The organism is Globicatella sp. PHS-GS-PNBC-21-1553, from assembly GCF_033564055.1.
Lineage (GTDB): Bacteria > Bacillota > Bacilli > Lactobacillales > Aerococcaceae > Globicatella > Globicatella sulfidifaciens.
The window spans coordinates 1,646,746-1,666,501 of sequence record NZ_CP085470.1; the positions used below are offsets into that span (position 1 = coordinate 1,646,746).

At 40.6% G+C, this 19,756-nt stretch carries 10 protein-coding genes, 18 tRNA genes, 3 rRNA genes and 1 pseudogene; 27 read left to right on the forward strand and 5 right to left on the reverse strand.

Annotated features, from left to right (window positions below; all coding sequences use genetic code 11):
• The first annotated feature begins 120 nt into the window (after positions 1-120).
• Complete coding sequence (locus LB888_RS07845; protein ID WP_318752507.1) at positions 121-1,473, forward strand: D-serine ammonia-lyase; 1,353 nt, start codon at positions 121-123, stop codon at positions 1,471-1,473.
• Between the two features lie 623 nt (positions 1,474-2,096).
• Here the strand turns inward: LB888_RS07845 and LB888_RS07850 are convergent.
• A complete protein-coding gene (locus LB888_RS07850; protein ID WP_318752508.1) occupies positions 2,097-3,554 on the reverse strand; it encodes an NCS2 family permease in 1,458 nt (485 codons plus the stop codon).
• A gap of 240 nt (positions 3,555-3,794) precedes the next feature.
• On the opposite strand from LB888_RS07850, the pseudogene LB888_RS07855 reads away from it, so the two are divergent.
• Together LB888_RS07855 and LB888_RS07860 are read left to right on the forward strand one after the other, a co-directional pair.
• Positions 3,795-5,980 (forward strand): annotated as a pseudogene (locus LB888_RS07855) (Tex family protein).
• Positions 5,981-5,993: 13 nt separating this feature from the next.
• Positions 5,994-6,713, forward strand: coding sequence for a metallophosphoesterase family protein (locus LB888_RS07860; RefSeq protein WP_318752509.1), 720 nt, complete (start codon positions 5,994-5,996; stop codon positions 6,711-6,713).
• Between the two features lie 219 nt (positions 6,714-6,932).
• Here the strand turns inward: LB888_RS07860 and LB888_RS07865 are convergent, their stop codons facing one another.
• The 3 genes from LB888_RS07865 to LB888_RS07875 are packed head-to-tail and all read right to left on the reverse strand — an operon-like array spanning position 6,933 to position 8,948.
• A complete protein-coding gene (locus LB888_RS07865; RefSeq protein WP_078756554.1) occupies positions 6,933-7,430 on the reverse strand; it encodes a phosphatidylglycerophosphatase A in 498 nt (165 codons plus the stop codon).
• Positions 7,431-7,455: 25 nt separating this feature from the next.
• Complete coding sequence (locus LB888_RS07870; protein WP_318752510.1) at positions 7,456-8,442, reverse strand: NAD(P)/FAD-dependent oxidoreductase; 987 nt, start codon at positions 8,440-8,442, stop codon at positions 7,456-7,458.
• Between the two features lie 23 nt (positions 8,443-8,465).
• On the reverse strand, positions 8,466-8,948 hold the full coding sequence (locus LB888_RS07875; protein WP_318752511.1) for a divergent PAP2 family protein: 483 nt from the start codon (positions 8,946-8,948) through the stop codon (positions 8,466-8,468).
• Positions 8,949-9,084: 136 nt separating this feature from the next.
• Here LB888_RS07875 and LB888_RS07880 point away from each other — a divergent pair, with 136 nt between their 5' ends.
• The 24 genes from LB888_RS07880 to LB888_RS07995 all read left to right on the forward strand — a co-directional run bounded on the left by LB888_RS07880 (position 9,085) and on the right by LB888_RS07995 (position 18,537).
• The gene (locus LB888_RS07880; protein ID WP_066126910.1) at positions 9,085-9,663 is read left to right on the forward strand and encodes a peptidylprolyl isomerase; all 579 of its coding nucleotides are present in this window, start codon (positions 9,085-9,087) and stop codon (positions 9,661-9,663) included.
• A 60-nt stretch (positions 9,664-9,723) separates the two neighbouring features.
• Positions 9,724-10,026: a CvfD/Ygs/GSP13 family RNA-binding post-transcriptional regulator gene (locus tag LB888_RS07885; protein WP_412927891.1), complete on the forward strand. Its 303-nt coding sequence runs from the start codon at positions 9,724-9,726 to the stop codon at positions 10,024-10,026.
• Positions 10,027-10,131: 105 nt separating this feature from the next.
• Positions 10,132-11,475, forward strand: coding sequence for a glucose-6-phosphate isomerase (locus LB888_RS07890; RefSeq protein ID WP_276646917.1), 1,344 nt, complete (start codon positions 10,132-10,134; stop codon positions 11,473-11,475).
• Positions 11,476-11,925: 450 nt separating this feature from the next.
• Positions 11,926-13,474, forward strand: a 16S ribosomal RNA gene (locus LB888_RS07895).
• A 256-nt stretch (positions 13,475-13,730) separates the two neighbouring features.
• Positions 13,731-16,612: ribosomal RNA gene (locus LB888_RS07900) — 23S ribosomal RNA — on the forward strand.
• An 83-nt stretch (positions 16,613-16,695) separates the two neighbouring features.
• Positions 16,696-16,811, forward strand: a 5S ribosomal RNA gene (gene rrf / locus LB888_RS07905).
• Together the 16S, 23S and 5S rRNA genes with 18 tRNA genes alongside form the textbook arrangement of a ribosomal RNA operon.
• A 21-nt stretch (positions 16,812-16,832) precedes the next feature.
• A tRNA-Val gene (locus LB888_RS07910) sits at positions 16,833-16,908 on the forward strand.
• 1 nt (position 16,909) lies between these two features.
• A tRNA-Lys gene (locus tag LB888_RS07915) sits at positions 16,910-16,982 on the forward strand.
• Between the two features lie 7 nt (positions 16,983-16,989).
• Positions 16,990-17,071, forward strand: a tRNA-Leu gene (locus LB888_RS07920).
• Positions 17,072-17,103: 32 nt separating this feature from the next.
• Positions 17,104-17,176: transfer RNA gene (locus LB888_RS07925), tRNA-Thr, on the forward strand.
• Positions 17,177-17,193: 17 nt separating this feature from the next.
• Positions 17,194-17,265 (forward strand) — tRNA-Gly (locus LB888_RS07930).
• A 22-nt stretch (positions 17,266-17,287) separates the two neighbouring features.
• A tRNA-Leu gene (locus tag LB888_RS07935) sits at positions 17,288-17,373 on the forward strand.
• A gap of 9 nt (positions 17,374-17,382) precedes the next feature.
• Positions 17,383-17,456 (forward strand) — tRNA-Arg (locus LB888_RS07940).
• A 6-nt stretch (positions 17,457-17,462) separates the two neighbouring features.
• Positions 17,463-17,536: transfer RNA gene (locus tag LB888_RS07945), tRNA-Pro, on the forward strand.
• A gap of 53 nt (positions 17,537-17,589) precedes the next feature.
• Positions 17,590-17,662, forward strand: a tRNA-Ala gene (locus LB888_RS07950).
• Between the two features lie 5 nt (positions 17,663-17,667).
• Positions 17,668-17,741 (forward strand) — tRNA-Met (locus LB888_RS07955).
• Positions 17,742-17,750: 9 nt separating this feature from the next.
• Positions 17,751-17,824: transfer RNA gene (locus LB888_RS07960), tRNA-Ile, on the forward strand.
• A gap of 48 nt (positions 17,825-17,872) precedes the next feature.
• Positions 17,873-17,962, forward strand: a tRNA-Ser gene (locus LB888_RS07965).
• 15 nt (positions 17,963-17,977) lie between these two features.
• Positions 17,978-18,050, forward strand: a tRNA-Met gene (locus tag LB888_RS07970).
• A 12-nt stretch (positions 18,051-18,062) separates the two neighbouring features.
• Positions 18,063-18,133: transfer RNA gene (locus LB888_RS07975), tRNA-Gly, on the forward strand.
• A gap of 12 nt (positions 18,134-18,145) precedes the next feature.
• Positions 18,146-18,219: transfer RNA gene (locus LB888_RS07980), tRNA-Ile, on the forward strand.
• Positions 18,220-18,256: 37 nt separating this feature from the next.
• A tRNA-Ser gene (locus LB888_RS07985) sits at positions 18,257-18,345 on the forward strand.
• A 6-nt stretch (positions 18,346-18,351) separates the two neighbouring features.
• A tRNA-Glu gene (locus tag LB888_RS07990) sits at positions 18,352-18,423 on the forward strand.
• Between the two features lie 24 nt (positions 18,424-18,447).
• Positions 18,448-18,537: transfer RNA gene (locus LB888_RS07995), tRNA-Ser, on the forward strand.
• A gap of 108 nt (positions 18,538-18,645) precedes the next feature.
• Here LB888_RS07995 and LB888_RS08000 read toward each other — a convergent pair.
• Positions 18,646-19,743 carry a tyrosine-type recombinase/integrase gene (locus LB888_RS08000; protein WP_318752512.1) on the reverse strand — a complete coding sequence of 366 codons (1,098 nt, stop codon included), beginning with the start codon at positions 19,741-19,743 and terminating at the stop codon, positions 18,646-18,648.
• Positions 19,744-19,756: the final 13 nt, after the last annotated feature.

Below are 19,756 nucleotides of genomic sequence, written 5' to 3' on the forward strand. Positions count from 1 at the left end.
GTACTGAAAAGTGCTCTTTTTTTCAGTTAAATGAGAATTTAAATAAAAATCAACAAAATAGCACTCTGACAGTGTGAAATTTGATACAATGACGAAGTAAAACTTATCAGGGGGATTAATATGACAAAGATAAACAATATTGAATGGTCTGAAAAAGTTCAGTACCTTAATGATATTATGAATTTAAAACCAGTTTTCTGGGTCAATAAGCATAAAGATAATTTTGAAGAAGCATCTAAAAAGGTAGCTTATTCAATGGCAGATGTTCAAGATGCCGAAGCTCGTTTAGAGCGTTTTGCACCATTTATTATGCAAGAATTTCCTGAGACGGCGCCAATGAATGGTTTAATTGAATCAGGCTTAACAAAACTGGCACCATTAAAAGAATATTTAGAAGATAAGTATAATACGACCATACTAGGCGATTTTTATTTAAAACGTGATGACACTTTGCCAATTGCTGGAACGATTAAAGCACGTGGTGCTATTTACGAAGTGTTAAAATATGCTGAAACATTAGCGCTAGAACATGGTTTGTTAAATGGCATTGAAGATGACTATACCAAATTTTCAAGTGAGGAATTCCAATCATTTTTCCGCCAATATAAGATTGTTGTTGGGACGACGGGAAACTTGGGAATCAGCGTTGGTGTGATGAGTGCTAAATTAGGTTTTGAAGTGACAGTTCATATGTCGATTGAAGCAAAACAATGGAAGAAAGACTTATTGCGTTCTAAAGGTGTGACCGTTATCGAACATGAGACCAATTTCACTGAAGCAGTATGGCAAGGTCGTGCTCAGTCAGATGCAGATCCAAAATCATATTTTGTCGATGATGAACATTCTGTTGAATTATTTTTAGGTTATACAGTGGCTGCGCTACGCTTAGAAAAACAATTAGAAGAAATGGGGATTAAGGTAGACGCTGATCACCCATTGTTTGTCTACTCACCATGTGGTATTGGAGGTAGTCCGGGTGGTACGGCCTTTGGTTTAAAACAAGTGTATGGTGATAATGTTCATTGCTTCTTTGCTCAACCGACTCACATGCCGTCAATGTTACTAGGGCAAATCACGGAACAATTTGATAAAGTATCTGTCGATGATTTTAAAATCGATGGAAAAACATGTATGGATGGTTTAGCTGTTCCTAGAACGTCAGGATTTGTTGCGGAATTAATGAGTAATTTCTTCGATGGTGGTTACTCAGTAGAAGAAGAGGAAGTGCACCTTTTATTATCTAAAACGGTTGACTTAGAAGCGATTAATTTAGAACCAGCCGCTCTAGCCGGTGTACCTGGACCAGTACGTCTATTTACTACAGCTGAAGGACAAGACTATATTAATATGAAGAACTTACAAGATAAAATGCAAAATGCCACTCATATTGCTTGGGCGACAGGTGGTAGCATGGTTCCTGCTGCTGATATGAAAGTTTTTTATCAAGAAGGTTTAGCTGTCATCAATAAATAAGTCATTAAGGTAGAATATCTTAAGAATTTTCGATATCGATCAGATTTAAGCAGTGCAAAAGAGGATTGTTTATGCTTTGTGGTTTTGTTTTTTTAGTTGGGTAGCTATTAAATAAATCCTTTAGTGATTGTTTAAAATCATAAAGTTCATCAGTAAGGGTGATTTTGAGATTGAGATGACATCCGTAAGATGTACCTAGTTTATAAACCATTGAAACCATAGGAAGGCGCTTTTCAGACGTCGATCCTATGGTTTTTTAGTTGGGTATATAGAAACAAAAAGGGGAGTGGGCAAGAAGTAGAAAATCAGTTGATTTTCTCTTCGTCTGCCCACCCTCGCACAGTTGGGAGTAGACCAGAAGTAGAAAATTGAATGATTTTCGCTTCGTTGGCCTACCCCCGCACAGTTGAGTAGGACTCAAACAAGTCGTTAAGACGAAGGTTGAGACCACTCAACCACTGCGATATAAATTAACGACCATTAATTTGACAGAATTTTTTAAAATTAATCTCAGTTACATTAAGACGAAGATTGAGACCACTCAACCACTGCGCTTTGAATTAAATAGACATGCCTGAACAGAATTTAAAAAGTTCGCGCCCGTTCCCTTTGATATGAAATTTTTAGATGATAGCTAAAGCAATAAAGTTAATTGCGAATAAAACGACTGAGATCCATAAGATAGGGTGGATTTCTTTGGTTTTACCTTGAACCATTTTTACTAAACAATAAGCAAAGAATCCTGCTGCAATTCCGTATGAGATAGAGTAAGCTAAGCCCATGAAGATGGAAGCAAAGAATGCCGGTACAGCATCAGCAAAGTCAGTCCAATTAATATCAGCTAATGATGATAACATTAACACCCCGACTAAAATTAAAGCTGGTGCCGTTGCTGATGCTGGCACAATGCCGATAATTGGTGCGATAAAAATTGAAAGGATAAACATTAAAGCAGTTGCAACAGAAGTTAAACCTGTACGTCCTCCTTCACCGATTCCTGCTGCCGATTCTACATAGGTTGTTGTATTCGATGTTCCGAATAAAGCGCCAATTAAAGTACCGATTGAATCGCCAAATAAAGCACGGTCCATTTTTGAATTAAAGCCAGAGCTGGTTTCTAAAGCTTTGATATCCTCATCTGAGAAAATACCGGTACGACGACCAGTCCCAATGAAAGTACCGATTGTGTCAAAAACATCTGATAAGCTAAAAGCAAAAATAGTGATTAAAACAATTGGTAAACGAGAGATATCACCAAATAGCGAAGGTAAACCTGCTGGTGAGAAAATAACTAAGAACGTTTCATCTAAAGCTGCGAAAGCACTCGCAACAGAATTCCCTGCCCAATCAATTGAACCTAAATCTACTACGCCTAAAGGAATTCCAATTAATGTTGTTAAAATAATACCTAATAAAATAGCTGATTTTACACCACGGATCATTAAAGCAGTCGTAATAGCTAAACCGATAAGCGTTAGTAAAGAACTAGGATTGGTAAAGTTAACTAATTCAGGCACTGCTCCACTATTCGCAAGGACTGATGAAATACCACCAGGGAATGATTCAGCGGTAGGATCGCCACCATTGACTGAAATTAAATTAATCCCATCGATGGTAAATTGTAATAAGTTACCATTTTTAATTCCGATATATGCAATGAAAACACCAATCCCAGCTGAAATCGCATGTTGTAAACTTTCTGGGATAGCTTTAATTAAAGATTTACGTACTTTAGTAACCGTAATTAAAACATTAAAAACCCCACAAATAAATACCATTGACAACGCTTCTTGCCAAGTAAAACCTAAACCAAATACAACCGTAAAAGTGAAGAATGCATTTAACCCCATACCAGGTGCCAAAGCATAAGGGACATTCGCTAATAAGCCCATCGCTAAAGTTGATACAGCAGCAGCAAAGACCGTTGCTAAAAAGACCGCTTGATTTGGCATACCCGTTAACGCAAGGATTGACGGGTTAACAAACATGATATAAGACATTGCTAAGAATGTCGTAATCCCCGCAGAAATTTCAGTTGAAACAGTGGTGCCATTTTCTTTTAATTTGAAAAATTTATCCACAAAAAAGACCTCCTAAATTTTTGAATACAGAATGAGTATAGCAAAAGAATCAGAACGTTCAACAAGAAAATTAAATATATCATTCGTTTCGAATTGAATGTTCGTGTTTTTAGAAGTAGAGTGCATAAAATTACTCAAGATGAGTGTTTAATGGCTTCAAAGCAGTAGAAATATGTTATAATCATCATTATGAAATGATTTAAAATTTGTGTTTAGTATACAAATCAGAAAGAGGATATTATGTCAGAATTATTTAATCAACAGATTAGTAAAGAAACCGGAATTTCAATCAAACAGGTTGAAGCAACATTAAAATTATTAGCGGAGGGCAGTACCATCCCTTTTATTGCCCGTTACCGTAAAGAGATGACTGGATCATTAGATGAAGTTCAAATATACACTATTGAGCAACGTCATCAATATTTAATTAACTTGTCAACTCGTAAAGAAGAAGTGACGAGATTAATTGAAGAACAAGATAAATTAACCGAGGAATTAAGAGTGGCGATTGAACAAGCCCAAACATTACAACAAGTAGAAGACTTGTATCGTCCTTATAAACAAAAACGTCGTACTAAAGCAATGGTGGCGATTGAACAAGGTTTAGAACCGTTAGCAGACTGGATATTGTCAAATAAAGAACCGATTAATCTCAACGATAAAGCGAGTGAATTTATTCAAGATGAGGTGACAACCGCTGAAGAAGCATTAGCTGGTGCTCATGAAATTATTGCTCAAAAAGTATCCGATAATGCAGAATATCGCGAATTTATCCGTAAATACAGTCGCTATAATGCAATCGTTAAAACAAGTTTAAAGAATCAAGAAAAAGACCCGCAACAAGTTTATCATATGTATTATGATTTCTCTGAAAAATTGGATAAAGTCAAAGAACATAATACTTTAGCCATTAATCGTGCAGAAAGAGAAGATGTTATTACGGTAAAAATCAACATTGATGAAGAGCCGGTTTATCGTTATATTGAAAAACGTTTTATTGAAGCAGATTTACCTACAGCACAAGTAGCTTTTATCCAAAATGCCATTCAAGATAGTTACAAACGATTTATTGGACCAGCTATCGAACGAGAATTACGTGCAGAAACAACGGAAAAAGCAGATTTACAAGCGATTGAAGTGTTTGGTGAAAACTTACGTAACTTATTATTAACTGCACCATTAAAAGGCAAAGTAGTGTTAGGTTTTGACCCGGCTTATCGAACAGGATGCAAATTAGCTGTCATCAATGAAACGGGTGCGGTATTAGAAAAAGCCGTTATCTACCCTCATGAAAAAGCGGTTGGAGCTGATACCAAAGCACAACATGACGCGAAATGGGCTAAAGCTGGCCAACAATTAACTGATATTATTAATCGTCATCAGGTGGAATTAATTGCGATTGGCAATGGAACGGCTAGTCGTGAATCTGAATTATTTGTTAGTGAAGTGATTCATTCTCTGGATCGAAAAGTTCAATATTTGGTGGTAAGTGAAGCCGGAGCTTCTGTCTATAGTGCCAGTGAGATTGCGCGTCAAGAATTTCCGGATTGGGAAGCTTCTGAACGTAGTGCGGTAAGTATTGCTCGTCGAGTGCAAGATCCATTGGCAGAATTGATTAAGATTGATCCCAAATCAATTGGTGTGGGTCAATATCAACATGATGTGGCACAAAAATCATTGAATGAACAATTAGATTTCGTGGTGAATATGACTGTCAACCAAGTAGGTGTCGACATTAATACCGCTAGTATACCATTATTACAACGCGTTTCAGGTTTAACTAAGACTACAGCCAAAAACATTGTAGATTTGCGTGAAGAGTTAGGCCATTTTTCAAATCGTGAACAAGTGAAAGATGTCAAACGGATGGGACCTAAGACTTATGAACAAGCCATTGGCTTCTTACGTGTCTTAGGGGAGGTAATCCACTTGACCAAACGAATATTCACCCGGAAAGCTATCCGATTGCTGAGCAAATTTTAGCGAAATTAGCGATTGACCAAAAAGTGTTAGGTTCAAAAGAAGCGAATGAACAATTAGAAAAATTAGATTTAAATCAATTAGTTAAAGAATTAAACGTCGGGAAAGAAACCTTAATCGATATTATTGAAGGGTTAAAAAATCCAACGGCGGATATTCGTGATGGACAACCGACACCACAATTAAGAAGTGATGTCTTAAAAATGGAAGATTTAAAAGTTGGAATGGACTTAGAAGGAGTGGTACGCAATGTCGTTGACTTTGGTGCCTTTGTTGACATTGGTGTAAAACAAGATGGCTTAATTCATATTTCTAAATTAACCAATAAACGTCGTGTGAATCATCCGAATGAGATTGTAGCAGTTGGTCAAATTGTCGATGTTGAAGTGATTCAATTAGACCTAGATAAACAAAGAATAGGATTGAAATTAGTTAAAATTCATTAATTGGAGGTACCACATGAAAGAGCGTGCTTTTGTAATAGGTGATATACATGGGGAATACCAAATGTTAAAACAGCTTTTAACCTATTGGTCTCCTGAAGAAGAGGAATTAATCTTTGTGGGCGACTTAATTGATCGTGGACCACAAATATTTAAAACACTTGAGTTAGTTTGGTCATTACAAAAAGAGTACGATGCAAAAGTAATTAGGGGGAATCATGAGGCGCTTTTTCTTGATTTTTTACAACATCCTAATCAGGCATGGGATTTGTATCAAAGAAATGGAGGAGCTACGACTTTAGCTTCACTTAATCATTTAGCACTAAATGAGATAAATGATTATCCATTGGATGAGTTGGTTAATTTAACAACCGAAAATTATCCTCATTTGATGGCTTGGTTAAAAAATTTACCTTTGTATCTTGAATACGGTGAATGGATTATTGTTCACGCGGGGGTAGATTTACAATTAACCAATTGGCAGCAATCCAAACCAAGTGATTTTTATTGGATTCGTGACCCTTTTCATCTGGGCGATAATCGAACCGGTAAAAAAATTATTTTTGGTCATACACCTGTTAAGTTTTTAAATGCCACACCAGGAGATTTATCAATTTGGCATCATCAAGGAAAGTTTGGTATCGATGGTGGCGCCGTTTATGGCGGTGACTTAATTGGGATTCATATTACACAATCCGGGGAACTATTAAAAGAAGAGCATGTCACACATCCTTAAAATAGCATACTTAATGAGAGCGTACAAAACCATTGAATCATGATGTTCAGTGTGTGGTGACTACAGTTAAGGAAGTTTTGTAAAGTTTTAGTGTAACAATCATTGGTTAATGAGGTTCAAAATGTGGCTACAATTCAGTAGAGTAGAATAGATAACAAACAAAAAATCAGGCAAAAGTGAAGTTTTAGTTACTTCTCTTTTGCCTGTTTTATCTTTTATTTATTTAGTTTGAGAATGGGCGATACGACTAGCCGCTGCTGCAGCCAGTGCTCCAACAACATCATCGATGAAGGTGTTACATTTTTCGCCTTTTTGACTGTTTAATTCTCCAATAATCCCAGGTTTAATTTTGTCGACATAACCAAAATTGGTCATCCCAATCGAACCATAGACATTGACGATGGATAGCACCAGGATTTCATCGATGCCGTATAAACCTTCATCGCGCATTAATAAGTCACTTAAAGTAGGTGAGAACACCCCTTTTTCTGCAGCGATATCAATTTCAATACCGGTAATGACCGCATTTTGTACCTCACGTTTTTTCATGACCATTTTTAAATTATGAATACATTCTTCCATCGTTAAGTCTTTGACATAAGGTGCTTGTAATTCATAAACGATAGTTGCGATTTCTTCGATTGAAACACCACGTTCAGCTAATAGATTATAAGCGTGTTGTTCTAAAATCTCTTGTTCTATTAATTTCTTAGACATACAAATTTCCTTTCTAATTTAAATATTACTGTTCAAATAAACTGGTACTGTGAATATGTTGACGACCAGCTCCAGGGGTGAATTGTTCAATTGCATTACCTACAGCAGTCGGACCTTCGCCAAAACCAGTAGCTATGATGCGAATTTTACCAGGGTAATTGGCAATATCTCCTACCGCAAAAATGCCTTTAACATTCGTTTCATAAGCAGAATTCACGGGAATTAGATTCCGTTCAACATTGATGCCCCAATTTTTCACATTGCCAATACTTGACGAAAAACCGTAACTAATAATAAAATGATCCGCTTTTAGCGTTAGTTTCTCGTCACCTCTAGGTTGAGCGATTTCAATCGCATTTAACGTATGACCATGCCCTATAATCCGACTTGGAATGTAAGGGGTCATGACTTTAACTGAAGATTGCATCAATTGATTCACGCTGTGTTCAAGCGCTCTAAATTGTGGACGGCGATGTAATAATGTAACAGATTTAGCGATGGGTTCTAACATTAATGCCCAGTCGACGGCTGAATCACCACCACCACAAATCACGACCTCTTTATCGGCAAATTGTGATAATTGATTAACATAATAGTGTAAATTTTGCTCTTCATATTGAGCGGCTTCAGGTAAATTTAATTTACGAGGACTAAAAGCACCATTACCAATGGCGATAATCACCGTTTTAGAATAATGTGTTTCCTTATCCGTTTCGATTAAAAAGTGCTCTTGGTCATCTTTGATGATGTTTATCACTTTTTGACCTAGTACAATATTGGTTTCAAATAATTCCAATTGTTTAACCAAGTTGTTTGTTAATTCAATTCCTGAAGTAGCTGGATAAGCCGGGATATCGTAAATCGTTTTTTCAGGATAAAGATGTGCCGGTTGCCCACCTAAGTTTTCTAAACTTTCAATAATTTTAACTTTTACTTGTCTCATTTCCGCATAAAAGGCGGTGTATAACCCGACGGGCCCACCACCTATAATTGTTATATCAAATAATTCCAAATGTCGATGTTCCTTTCAAATTATTACATTTCTACAAAGAATCTAAAGATTCGGTTTAAAAAGAATGCTACCATAATTCCTGTCATAATGCCAACAATGACTTCACTGGGTTTATGGCCTAAATATTTCTTGATAACCATCGCCTTATATTTATCGTAATCATAATCACCAATCGAGTCGTTAGGATTTTCTTCTAAATGTTGCTTGGCAATTTGATTTAAAACTAAACCTTGTTCACCACTTTGACGACGAACACCCATCGAATCAAACATTACAATAATGCCGAACACGGTCGCAATCGCTACATAGGGCGAGCTAAAACCGTATTGCAAGATTAAAGCTGTAATGAGTGAACTAGTAGCAGCGGAGTGAGAACTCGGCATACCACCGGTGGAGGTGACGATGTCAATATTGGTATTTGAATTTCTAAAATATTTAGCAATGGGATATTTAATAAATTGAGTAAAAATAATCGCAAACAGCGAGCTTATAAGTGGAAAGTTCATCCTAGATAGTTCCTCCATTTTTATGTTCTCTTATATCATAACAAAAAAACCTCAATATAGCACCAAAAAATTTTGAAACTTGAATATAATTAAGGTAAGATAGAGTGGAAGTAAAATTGAAGGAGGCGGACAATTGATGTTCCCACAACTAAATGTAGAGAATTTAGAATCAAATGTAATTTTACATACAAATTATGGTGATATTGAATTGGTATTATTCAAAGAACAAGCACCTAAAACTGTAGAAAATTTCATTGAATTAGCGAAAAAAGGTTATTATGATGGCGTTATTTTCCATCGAGTGATTAAAGACTTTATGATCCAAGGTGGCGACCCAACCGGTACCGGAATGGGTGGAGAAAGTATTTATGGTCAGTCATTTGAAGATGAATTCACCCGTGATCTATTTAATTTGAGAGGCGCTTTATCAATGGCGAATGCTGGTCCCAATACCAATGGAAGTCAATTCTTCATTGTAACGGCAAGTAATGTTCCAACTCAAATGTTAGCTCAAATGAAAGACTTAGGATTCCCAGAAGAAATCGTTGAAGCTTATGCTAAAGAAGGTGGAACACCATGGTTAGACCAACGTCATACGGTTTTTGGACATGTTAAAAATGGCTTTGATAATGTTTTAGCCATTGAAGCTGTCGAAACTGGCGCTCAAGACAAGCCACAAAAACCAGTTGTTATTGAATCAATTACTGTAAAGTAACATTGGCAAAAAGACAAAACTGAAGTATAATTAAAGGTGGTTTTAGAAGGAGACGATATTGTGACAAAATTTAAAATTGGTGATATTGTCGAAGGTGAAATCACTGGAATTCAAAACTACGGTGTCTTTGTAAGTCTATCAGAAGAAGAGCAAGGACTAATCCATATATCTGAATGTCGACATGGTTTTGTATCTAATTTTGATGAATTTTTTAAGGTAGGGGACAAGGTAAAGGTTATCGTTGTTGATATTGATGAATATACTGAAAAAATTAGTTTATCAATTCGGGCGTTAATTAAGGTCAATACCCCCCTTTTCCAGCCCGACCTAAGAAAAGACGCAAAAGGTTTACACCTTCGATAGGTTTTGCAACCTTAGATAAAAAGATGCCGGAATGGATTGCTGAAGGCATTGAAAATATAGAAACAGATCGCTATAACAAAAAAATTCAAAAGGAGCATAGTAATAATGGCACATATTAAATTTGATTATTCAAAAGTAAGCAATTACGTAGGAGAAAACGAATTAGCTCAATTACAAACTCAAATCACAGCAGTAGATAAAATGTTAAGAGAAAAAACAGGTGCTGGTGCAGACTTTACAGATTGGGTAGATTGGCCAGAAGCTTATGATAAAGAAGAATTTGCACGTATTAAAGAAGCAGCTGAAAAAATTAAAAATGATTCTGAAGTATTAGTTGTAATTGGTATTGGTGGATCTTACTTAGGTGCTCGTGCTGCTATCGACTTTTTAAACCATTCTTTCTATAATGTAAAAGCAGGTAAAAAAGGTATGCCACAAATTTTCTTTGCTGGTAATAGTATTTCATCTACTTACTTACATGACTTATTAGATATTATTGGTGACCGTGATTTTTCTGTTAACATTATTTCTAAATCTGGTACGACTACTGAACCAGCAATTGCGTTTCGTGTATTCAAAGAGAAATTAATCGAAAAATATGGTGTCGAAGAAGCAAAAAAACGTATTTATGCAACGACAGATAAAGCACGCGGTGCATTAAAAGATGAAGCCAACGCTGCAGGATACGAATCATTTGTTATTCCGGACGGTATCGGTGGCCGTTTCACTGTCTTAACAGCAGTAGGGTTATTACCAATAGCCGTATCTGGAGCTAACATTGATCAATTAATGCAAGGTGCTGCTGATGCAATGAAAGAATACAGCAATCCAGATTTAACAACTAATGAAGCTTATCAATATGCAACCATCCGTAATATCTTACACCGTAAAGGTAAAGATATTGAAATTTTAGTGAACTACGAACCAGGAATGCAATACTTCTCTGAGTGGTGGAAACAATTATATGGTGAATCAGAAGGTAAAGACTTGAAAGGTATCTATCCATCAAGTGCAAACTTTTCTACTGACTTACACTCTGTTGGTCAAACTATCCAAGAAGGTAAACGTAATATTTTCGAAACAGTTATTAAAGTAGAAAAACCTCGTCATGATGTTGAGATTCCAAAAATGGAAGAGAATTTAGATGGCTTACGTTACCTAGAAGGGGAAACAGTTGACTTTGTTAACACTAAAGCTTACCAAGGAACATTATTAGCTCATACAGACGGTCAAGTACCAAACTTATTAGTGACGATTCCAGCGATGGATGAATATTCATTAGGTCATTTAATTTACTTCTTCGAAATTGCAGTCGCTATTTCAGGTTACTTAAATGGGGTAAATCCATTTGATCAACCAGGTGTCGAAGCATACAAGAAAAACATGTTTGCTTTATTAGGTAAAGAAGGATTCGAAGATTTAGCAAAAGAATTAAATGAACGCTTATAATATTTCCATCAATATGAGATGAAAATATTCAAAATCCAATAAGAAACGGAGCTAAAAAACGCTCCGTTTCACTTTTTTTATAGAAAAAACAGCTTTTTACAGGAAAAATGTAAAAAATGTAAAAATAATGTAAAAAAGGTGTTGACGAGTGTTGGATATCATGATACTATAAGGGAGTTCCAAGCGAACAAGACGAAAGATTGAAAAAGAAGTAAAAAAAGTTGAAAAAACTTGTTGACAGTTTCAATCAAACGTGATATTATATAGAAGTTGCTTAACCAAGCAACAACGAAGCTCATTGAAAACTGAACAAAGACAAACACCAAAAATGTGTAGGGGATAATTCATTTGAATTATCACAACATACCCGAATATAAATTCGAGACAGAGTGGTAACTCTATAAATATACAAGCTAGTAAATAGTAAGAGTCTAAAACGACTCATGAAACTTTCATGAGAGTTTGATCCTGGCTCAGGACGAACGCTGGCGGCGTGCCTAATACATGCAAGTCGAACGAACCGCGACGAGAACTTGTTCTGGTCAAGGTTAGTGGCGCACGGGTGAGTAACACGTGGGGAACCTGCCCTTTAGTGGGGGATAACAGTCGGAAACGACTGCTAATACCGCATAGACAATTTAACCGCCTGGTTAAGTTGGGAAAGGTGCTACGGCATCATTAAAGGATGGCCCCGCGGTGCATTAGCTAGTTGGTAAGGTAACGGCTTACCAAGGCGATGATGCATAGCCGACCTGAGAGGGTGATCGGCCACATTGGGACTGAGACACGGCCCAAACTCCTACGGGAGGCAGCAGTAGGGAATCTTCCGCAATGGACGCAAGTCTGACGGAGCAACGCCGCGTGTGTGAAGAAGGTTTTCGGATCGTAAAGCACTGTTGTTAGAGAAGAACGGCTACTAGAGGAAATGTTAGTAGATTGACGGTATCTAACCAGAAAGCCACGGCTAACTACGTGCCAGCAGCCGCGGTAATACGTAGGTGGCAAGCGTTGTCCGGATTTATTGGGCGTAAAGGGAGCGCAGGTGGTTTCTTAAGTCTGATGTGAAAGCCCACGGCTTAACCGTGGAGGGTCATTGGAAACTGGGGAACTTGAGTGCAGAAGAGGAAAGCGGAATTCCATGTGTAGCGGTGAAATGCGTAGATATATGGAGGAACACCAGTGGCGAAAGCGGCTTTCTGGTCTGTAACTGACACTGAGGCTCGAAAGCGTGGGGAGCGAACAGGATTAGATACCCTGGTAGTCCACGCCGTAAACGATGAGTGCTAAGTGTTGGAGGGTTTCCACCCTTCAGTGCTGGCGTTAACGCAATAAGCACTCCGCCTGGGGAGTACGACCGCAAGGTTGAAACTCAAAGGAATTGACGGGGACCCGCACAAGCGGTGGAGCATGTGGTTTAATTCGAAGCAACGCGAAGAACCTTACCAGGTCTTGACATCTCTTGCATATCTTAGAGATAAGAGAAACCCTTCGGGGCAAGAAGACAGGTGGTGCATGGTTGTCGTCAGCTCGTGTCGTGAGATGTTGGGTTAAGTCCCGCAACGAGCGCAACCCTTATAACTAGTTGCCAGCATTCAGATGGGGACTCTAGTTAGACTGCCGGTGACAAACCGGAGGAAGGTGGGGATGACGTCAAATCATCATGCCCCTTATGACCTGGGCTACACACGTGCTACAATGGATGGTACAACGAGTCGCTAACTCGCAAGAGCATGCCAATCTCTAAAAGCCATTCTCAGTTCGGATTGTAGTCTGCAACTCGACTACATGAAGCCGGAATCGCTAGTAATCGCGGATCAGCACGCCGCGGTGAATACGTTCCCGGGTCTTGTACACACCGCCCGTCACACCACGAGAGTTTGTAACACCCGAAGCCGGTGGCCTAACCAATAGGAGGGAGCCGTCGAAGGTGGGATGGATGATTGGGGTGAAGTCGTAACAAGGTAGCCGTATCGGAAGGTGCGGCTGGATCACCTCCTTTCTAAGGAGTACTGGAACTACACAGAGTTAGGATTTGTCATTGTTCAGTTTTGAGTGAGGTTCACTTACTCAAAACACCTAGTTCATTGAAAACTGAATAACAAAACAAACGATATTGATTATTTTAACAGGAGTAATCAATATAGATTATATAATTTCAAGAGAAAGATATAATAAACCGAGAATTGACCGAGTCTATATAATAATATAGAGAAAATAAGAGTAAAGGGGAAGAGCCTTTACGAGCGCAAAAATGTGGTTAAGAAACAAAGGGCGCACGGTGAATGCCTTGGCACTAGGAGCCGATGAAGGACGTGACGAACGACGAAATGCTTTGGGGAGCTGTAAGTAAGCTATGATCCAGAGATATCCGAATGGGGGAACCCACTGCTAAATGCAGTACGCGTAAGCGAGGAAGACGCAGAGAACTGAAACATCTAAGTACCTGCAGGAAGAGAAAGAAAAATCGATTCCCTAAGTAGCGGCGAGCGAAAAGGGAAGAGCCCAAACCATTGTGCATGCACAATGGGGTTGTAGGACTCCGATATAAGACTGAAGTGAGTAGTAGAATCTGATGGGAAGCAGAGCGAGACAAGGTGAGAGCCCTGTATACGAAACTGACTGAAGCTTTAGGAGTATCCTGAGTACGGCGGGACACGAGGAATCCCGTTGGAATCCGCCAGGACCATCTGGCAAGGCTAAATACTCCCTAGTGACCGATAGTGAACCAGTACCGTGAGGGAAAGGTGAAAAGCACCCCTGGAGGGGAGTGAAAGAGTACCTGAAACCGTGTGCCTACAAGTAATCAGAGCCCGTTAAGGGGTGATGGTGTACCTTTTGTAGAATGGACCGGCGAGTGACGATAACATGCGAGGTTAAGTTGAAGAAACGGAGCCGTAGCGAAAGCGAGTCTGAATAGGGCGAAAGTATGTTGTTGTCGACCCGAAACCAAGTGACCTACCCATGAGCAGGTTGAAGGTGTGGTAAGACACACTGGAGGACCGAACCAGGACACGTTGAAAAGTGTTTGGATGACTTGTGGGTAGCGGAGAAATTCCAATCGAACTTGGAGATAGCTGGTTCTCTCCGAAATATATTTAGGTATAGCCTCAGAGTAAGAGTGATGGAGGTAGAGCACTGTTTGGACGAGGGGGACGCAAGTTTTACCGAATTCAGATAAACTCCGAATGCCAAGTACTCATCTCTGGGAGTCAGACTGCGAGTGATAAGATCCGTAGTCGAAAGGGAAACAGCCCAGCCCACCAGCTAAGGTCCCCAAGTAATTGTTAAGTGGAAAAGGATGTGGAGTTGCACAGACAGCTAGGATGTTGGCTTAGAAGCAGCCATCATTTAAAGAGTGCGTAATAGCTCACTAGTCGAGTGATTCTGCGCCGAAAATGTACCGGGGCTAAACAATACACCGAAGCTGTGGATTCTAGTTTAAGACTAGAGTGGTAGGAGAGCGTTCTATATGCGGGGAAGGCATACCGTGAGGAGTGTTGGAGCGTATAGAAGTGAGAATGCCGGTATGAGTAGCGCAAGACGGGTGAGAATCCCGTCCACCGATAGACTAAGGTTTCCAGGGGAAGGCTCGTCCGCCCTGGGTTAGTCGGGACCTAAGCCCAAGCCGACAGGCGTAAGCGATGGACAACAGGTAGAGATTCCTGTACTTGATGTTATCGATTGAGTGAAGGAGGGACACAGGAGGTGACTCCACGCATCCGGATGGAAGAGGATGTGCAAGCAGTAAGTTTTAGTAAGAGTTAAATGCTTTTACTTAAGAGAATGAGCTGTGAAGCGTAGCGAATTAAAGTAGCGAAGGTGGATAATCAAACTGTCGAGAAAAGCTTCTAGCGAGATAACATGAACCCGTACCGCAAACCGACACAGGTAGTCAAGTGGAGAACACTAAGGTGATCGAGAGAACTCTCGTTAAGGAACTCGGCAAAATGACCCCGTAACTTCGGGAGAAGGGGTGCTGGTAGCAATACCAGCCGCAGTGAATAGGCCCAGGCGACTGTTTATCAAAAACACAGGTCTCTGCCAAATCGAAAGATGACGTATAGGGGCTGACGCCTGCCCGGTGCTGGAAGGTTAAGAGGAGAGGTTAGCGCAAGCGACGCTTCGAATTGAAGCCCCAGTAAACGGCGGCCGTAACTATAACGGTCCTAAGGTAGCGAAATTCCTTGTCGGGTAAGTTCCGACCCGCACGAAAGGCGTAACGATCTGGGCACTGTCTCAACGAGAGACTCGGTGAAATTATAGTACCTGTGAAGATGCAGGTTACCCGCGACAGGACGGAAAGACCCCATGGAGCTTTACTGTAACTTGATATTGAGTGTTTGTGTGACATGTACAGGATAGGTAGGAGCTTAGGAATCGTGAACGCCAGTTTACGAGGAGGCGTTGGTGGGATACTACCCTTGTGATATGAACCCTCTAACCCGCGTTGTAAGGCAACGGGAGACAGTGTCAGGTGGACAGTTTGACTGGGGCGGTCGCCTCCTAAAGAGTAACGGAGGCGCCCAAAGGTTCCCTCAGAATGGTTGGAAATCATTCGTAGAGTGCAAAGGCAGAAGGGAGCTTGACTGCGAGACCAACAAGTCGAGCAGGGACGAAAGTCGGGCTTAGTGATCCGGTGGTACCGTATGGAAGGGCCATCGCTCAACGGATAAAAGCTACCCTGGGGATAACAGGCTTATCTCCCCCAAGAGTTCACATCGACGGGGAGGTTTGGCACCTCGATGTCGGCTCATCGCATCCTGGGGCTGAAGTCGGTCCCAAGGGTTGGGCTGTTCGCCCATTAAAGCGGTACGCGAGCTGGGTTCAGAACGTCGTGAGACAGTTCGGTCCCTATCCGTCGCGGGCGTAGGAAATTTGAGAAGAGCTATCCTTAGTACGAGAGGACCGGGATGGACGCACCGCTGGTGTACCAGTTGTTCCGCCAGGAGCATCGCTGGGTAGCTATGTGTGGGAAGGATAAGCGCTGAAAGCATCTAAGCGCGAAGCCAGCTTCAAGATGAGATTTCCCATTCGAAAGAAGTAAGACCCCTGAGAGACGATCAGGTAGATAGGCTAGAAGTGGAAGTATAGTGATATATGGAGCGGACTAGTACTAATCGGTCGAGGACTTAACCACGAAGATTTAAGGTTAAAGAGTTTGTGAGTTATTCAGTTTTGAGTGAACTATAATAAGTTTACTTAAAGAAAATAATGTACCTGTGTGGTGATGATGGCAAGAAGGATACACCTGTTCCCATGCCGAACACAGCAGTTAAGCTTCTTAGCGCCGATGGTAGTTGGACCTTTGGTCCTGTGAGAGTAGGACGTTGCCGCGCAGGGTAAATTATTTTCAAATTGGAGGTTTAGCTCAGCTGGGAGAGCATCTGCCTTACAAGCAGAGGGTCAGCGGTTCGATCCCGTTAACCTCCACCATGACTCGTTAGCTCAGTTGGTAGAGCAACTGACTTTTAATCAGTGGGTCACAGGTTCGAATCCTGTACGGGTCATCAGAATGCGGGTGTGGCGGAATTGGCAGACGCACCAGATTTAGGATCTGGCGCCTTCGGGCGTGGGGGTTCAAGTCCCTTCACCCGCATGAAGACGAACAGATGTTTGTCGAGGTAACAAGCCGGCTTAGCTCAGTTGGTAGAGCATCTGATTTGTAATCAGAGGGTCGAGGGTTCAAGTCCTTTAGCCGGCATGAGTGAATAAAAGAACGCGGAAATAGTTCAGTGGTAGAACACCACCTTGCCAAGGTGGGGGTCGCGGGTTCGAATCCCGTTTTCCGCTTTGCCAGCAAACTTAGGCAAATGCCGGGGTGGCGGAACTGGCAGACGCACAGGACTTAAAATCCTGCGGGTAGTGATACCCGTACCGGTTCGATTCCGGTCCTCGGCATTAAAGCATGCACCCATAGCTCAATTGGATAGAGTACTTGACTACGAATCAAGCGGTTGTAGGTTCGACTCCTACTGGGTGTATAGAAACGGGAAGTAGCTCAGCTTGGTAGAGCACTTGGTTTGGGACCAAGGGGTCGCAGGTTCGAATCCTGTCTTCCCGATTTTTTTGAACCAAAAATCAAAAAAATCTTAAATATTAAAGTAATACCAAAATGGGGGATTAGCTCAGCTGGGAGAGCGCCTGCTTTGCACGCAGGAGGTCAGCGGTTCAATCCCGCTATTCTCCATTGATGGCGGTGTAGCTCAGCTGGCTAGAGCGTCCGGTTCATACCCGGGAGGTCATGGGTTCGATCCCCTTCGCCGCTATAAGCACTGGGACCTTTAGCTCAGTTGGTTAGAGCAGACGGCTCATAACCGTCCGGTCGCAGGTTCGAGTCCTGCAAGGTCCATGTCTTGTAGGACAAGAGAAAAGTATCAAAGAATAGAAGCTATCATATGGAGGATTACCCAAGTCCGGCTGAAGGGAACGGTCTTGAAAACCGTCAGGCGTGTAAAAGCGTGCGTGGGTTCGAATCCCACATCCTCCTTATATATAATATTATCGCGGGGTGGAGAAGCTGGCATCTCGTCGGGCTCATAACCCGAAGGTCGTAGGTTCGAATCCTACCCCCGCAATTAAGAGAAGATGCGGGTGTAGTTTAGTGGTAAAACTACAGCCTTCCAAGCTGTTGTCGCGAGTTCGATTCTCGTCACCCGCTTAAAGCGACAACGGGCCTATAGCTCAGTTGGTTAGAGCGCACCCCTGATAAGGGTGAGGTCGATGGTTCGAATCCATTTAGGCCCATCTTTTTTGAATAAAAAAAGTATCAAACTTGGTTAATGGGGAAGTACTCAAGAGGCTGAAGAGGCGCCCCTGCTAAGGGTGTAGGTCGGGTAAACCGGCGCGAGGGTTCAAATCCCTTCTTCCCCGTCAGACGGTCCGTTGGTCAAGTGGTTAAGACACCGCCCTTTCACGGCGGTAACACGGGTTCGAATCCCGTACGGATCATTGAATGAAAGTAAAGAAGCTGATGGAGGATTACCCAAGTCCGGCTGAAGGGAACGGTCTTGAAAACCGTCAGGCGTGTAAAAGCGTGCGTGGGTTCGAATCCCACATCCTCCTTATATATAAAGCTATTTAAAGCTATTAAAGGCTGAAATGTTGTTAAATCAATGTTTTAGCCTTTTTCTTTTTGATTTTAAAACTATATAAAGCTAAAACGTTTTGCGATTATTTTGCGACTTCAAAAATCGCCTGCACTTCTTCATTAGCTGTCTGTTCTAACTCCGATATGATATGGGTGTAGGTGTTCAAAGTTTCCGATATATTGGAGTGGCCTAAACGCTTGCTGATGTAACCGATATTGATTTTATTATAAAATAACACTGATGCGTGAGTATGTCTTAGAACATGGATTGTCACTCTAGGTAGTTTCAATTGAGTTAACGTTTTATACAAATGCTTGCTTAGTCCATTGTGAGTTATCCTTGGCTTGTTGCGTGGATCTAAGAAAAGATATTTATTATTAATCTTGCTATTTTGAAGTCTGTACTTCTGAACCTTTACGTACAATTCCTTTGGAATGACAATCGTTCTCTTTGCCGATTTAGTCTTTCCGCTTGTAAAGTCAAAATCAATTTGATAATCATAACCACGGTTGACGGTTAAGCTATCTTCTTTTATATCGTCATACGCTAGGCCGTATACTTCGCCAATCCTCAACCCAGTTGATAGGGCTATAAATAACATTAAGTCATTCATGGTGTCTTTAAATAGCAAATGACGGTATAGTTTATTAAACCCTTCAAGGTCTAAGTATTTCACTCGGTCTTGTTCTTCAATATCGTATGCTAGCTCCACTCCAAATGTGGGGTCTTGTGTGATTAAACCGTCCGCTAGGGCATAGGATAAGCACTTCTTTAAATAGCCGTGAGTTTTCTCAACGGTATTCTTACTTCGATTCTTGCCACGTTCATTAATGTATTGTTGGTACTTAGTGCGTGTTAAATCTTTTAAACGTGTATTACCAAAAAACTCTTTTACCAATTTGATTTCATGCTGATACTTCTTATCGGTACCGGTAGAAAATTTTCCTATTCTGAATGTATTACACCAATCTTCAAAGTAGTTAGCAAAGATTGTCATATCTTTTTCTTCGTTTAGATCGATACCTTCTTGTTTCATCATTTCATATTTTGCTTCAACTATCTGCGCTTCTTTTTTGGTTGCAAAACCGTATTTGTTTTTTGTCTTATATTTGCCGTCGGCATCTTTATATGATACTCTCACATACCACTTGCCTGTTTTCTTATCTTTTTTAACTGCCATAGCTTTATACCAC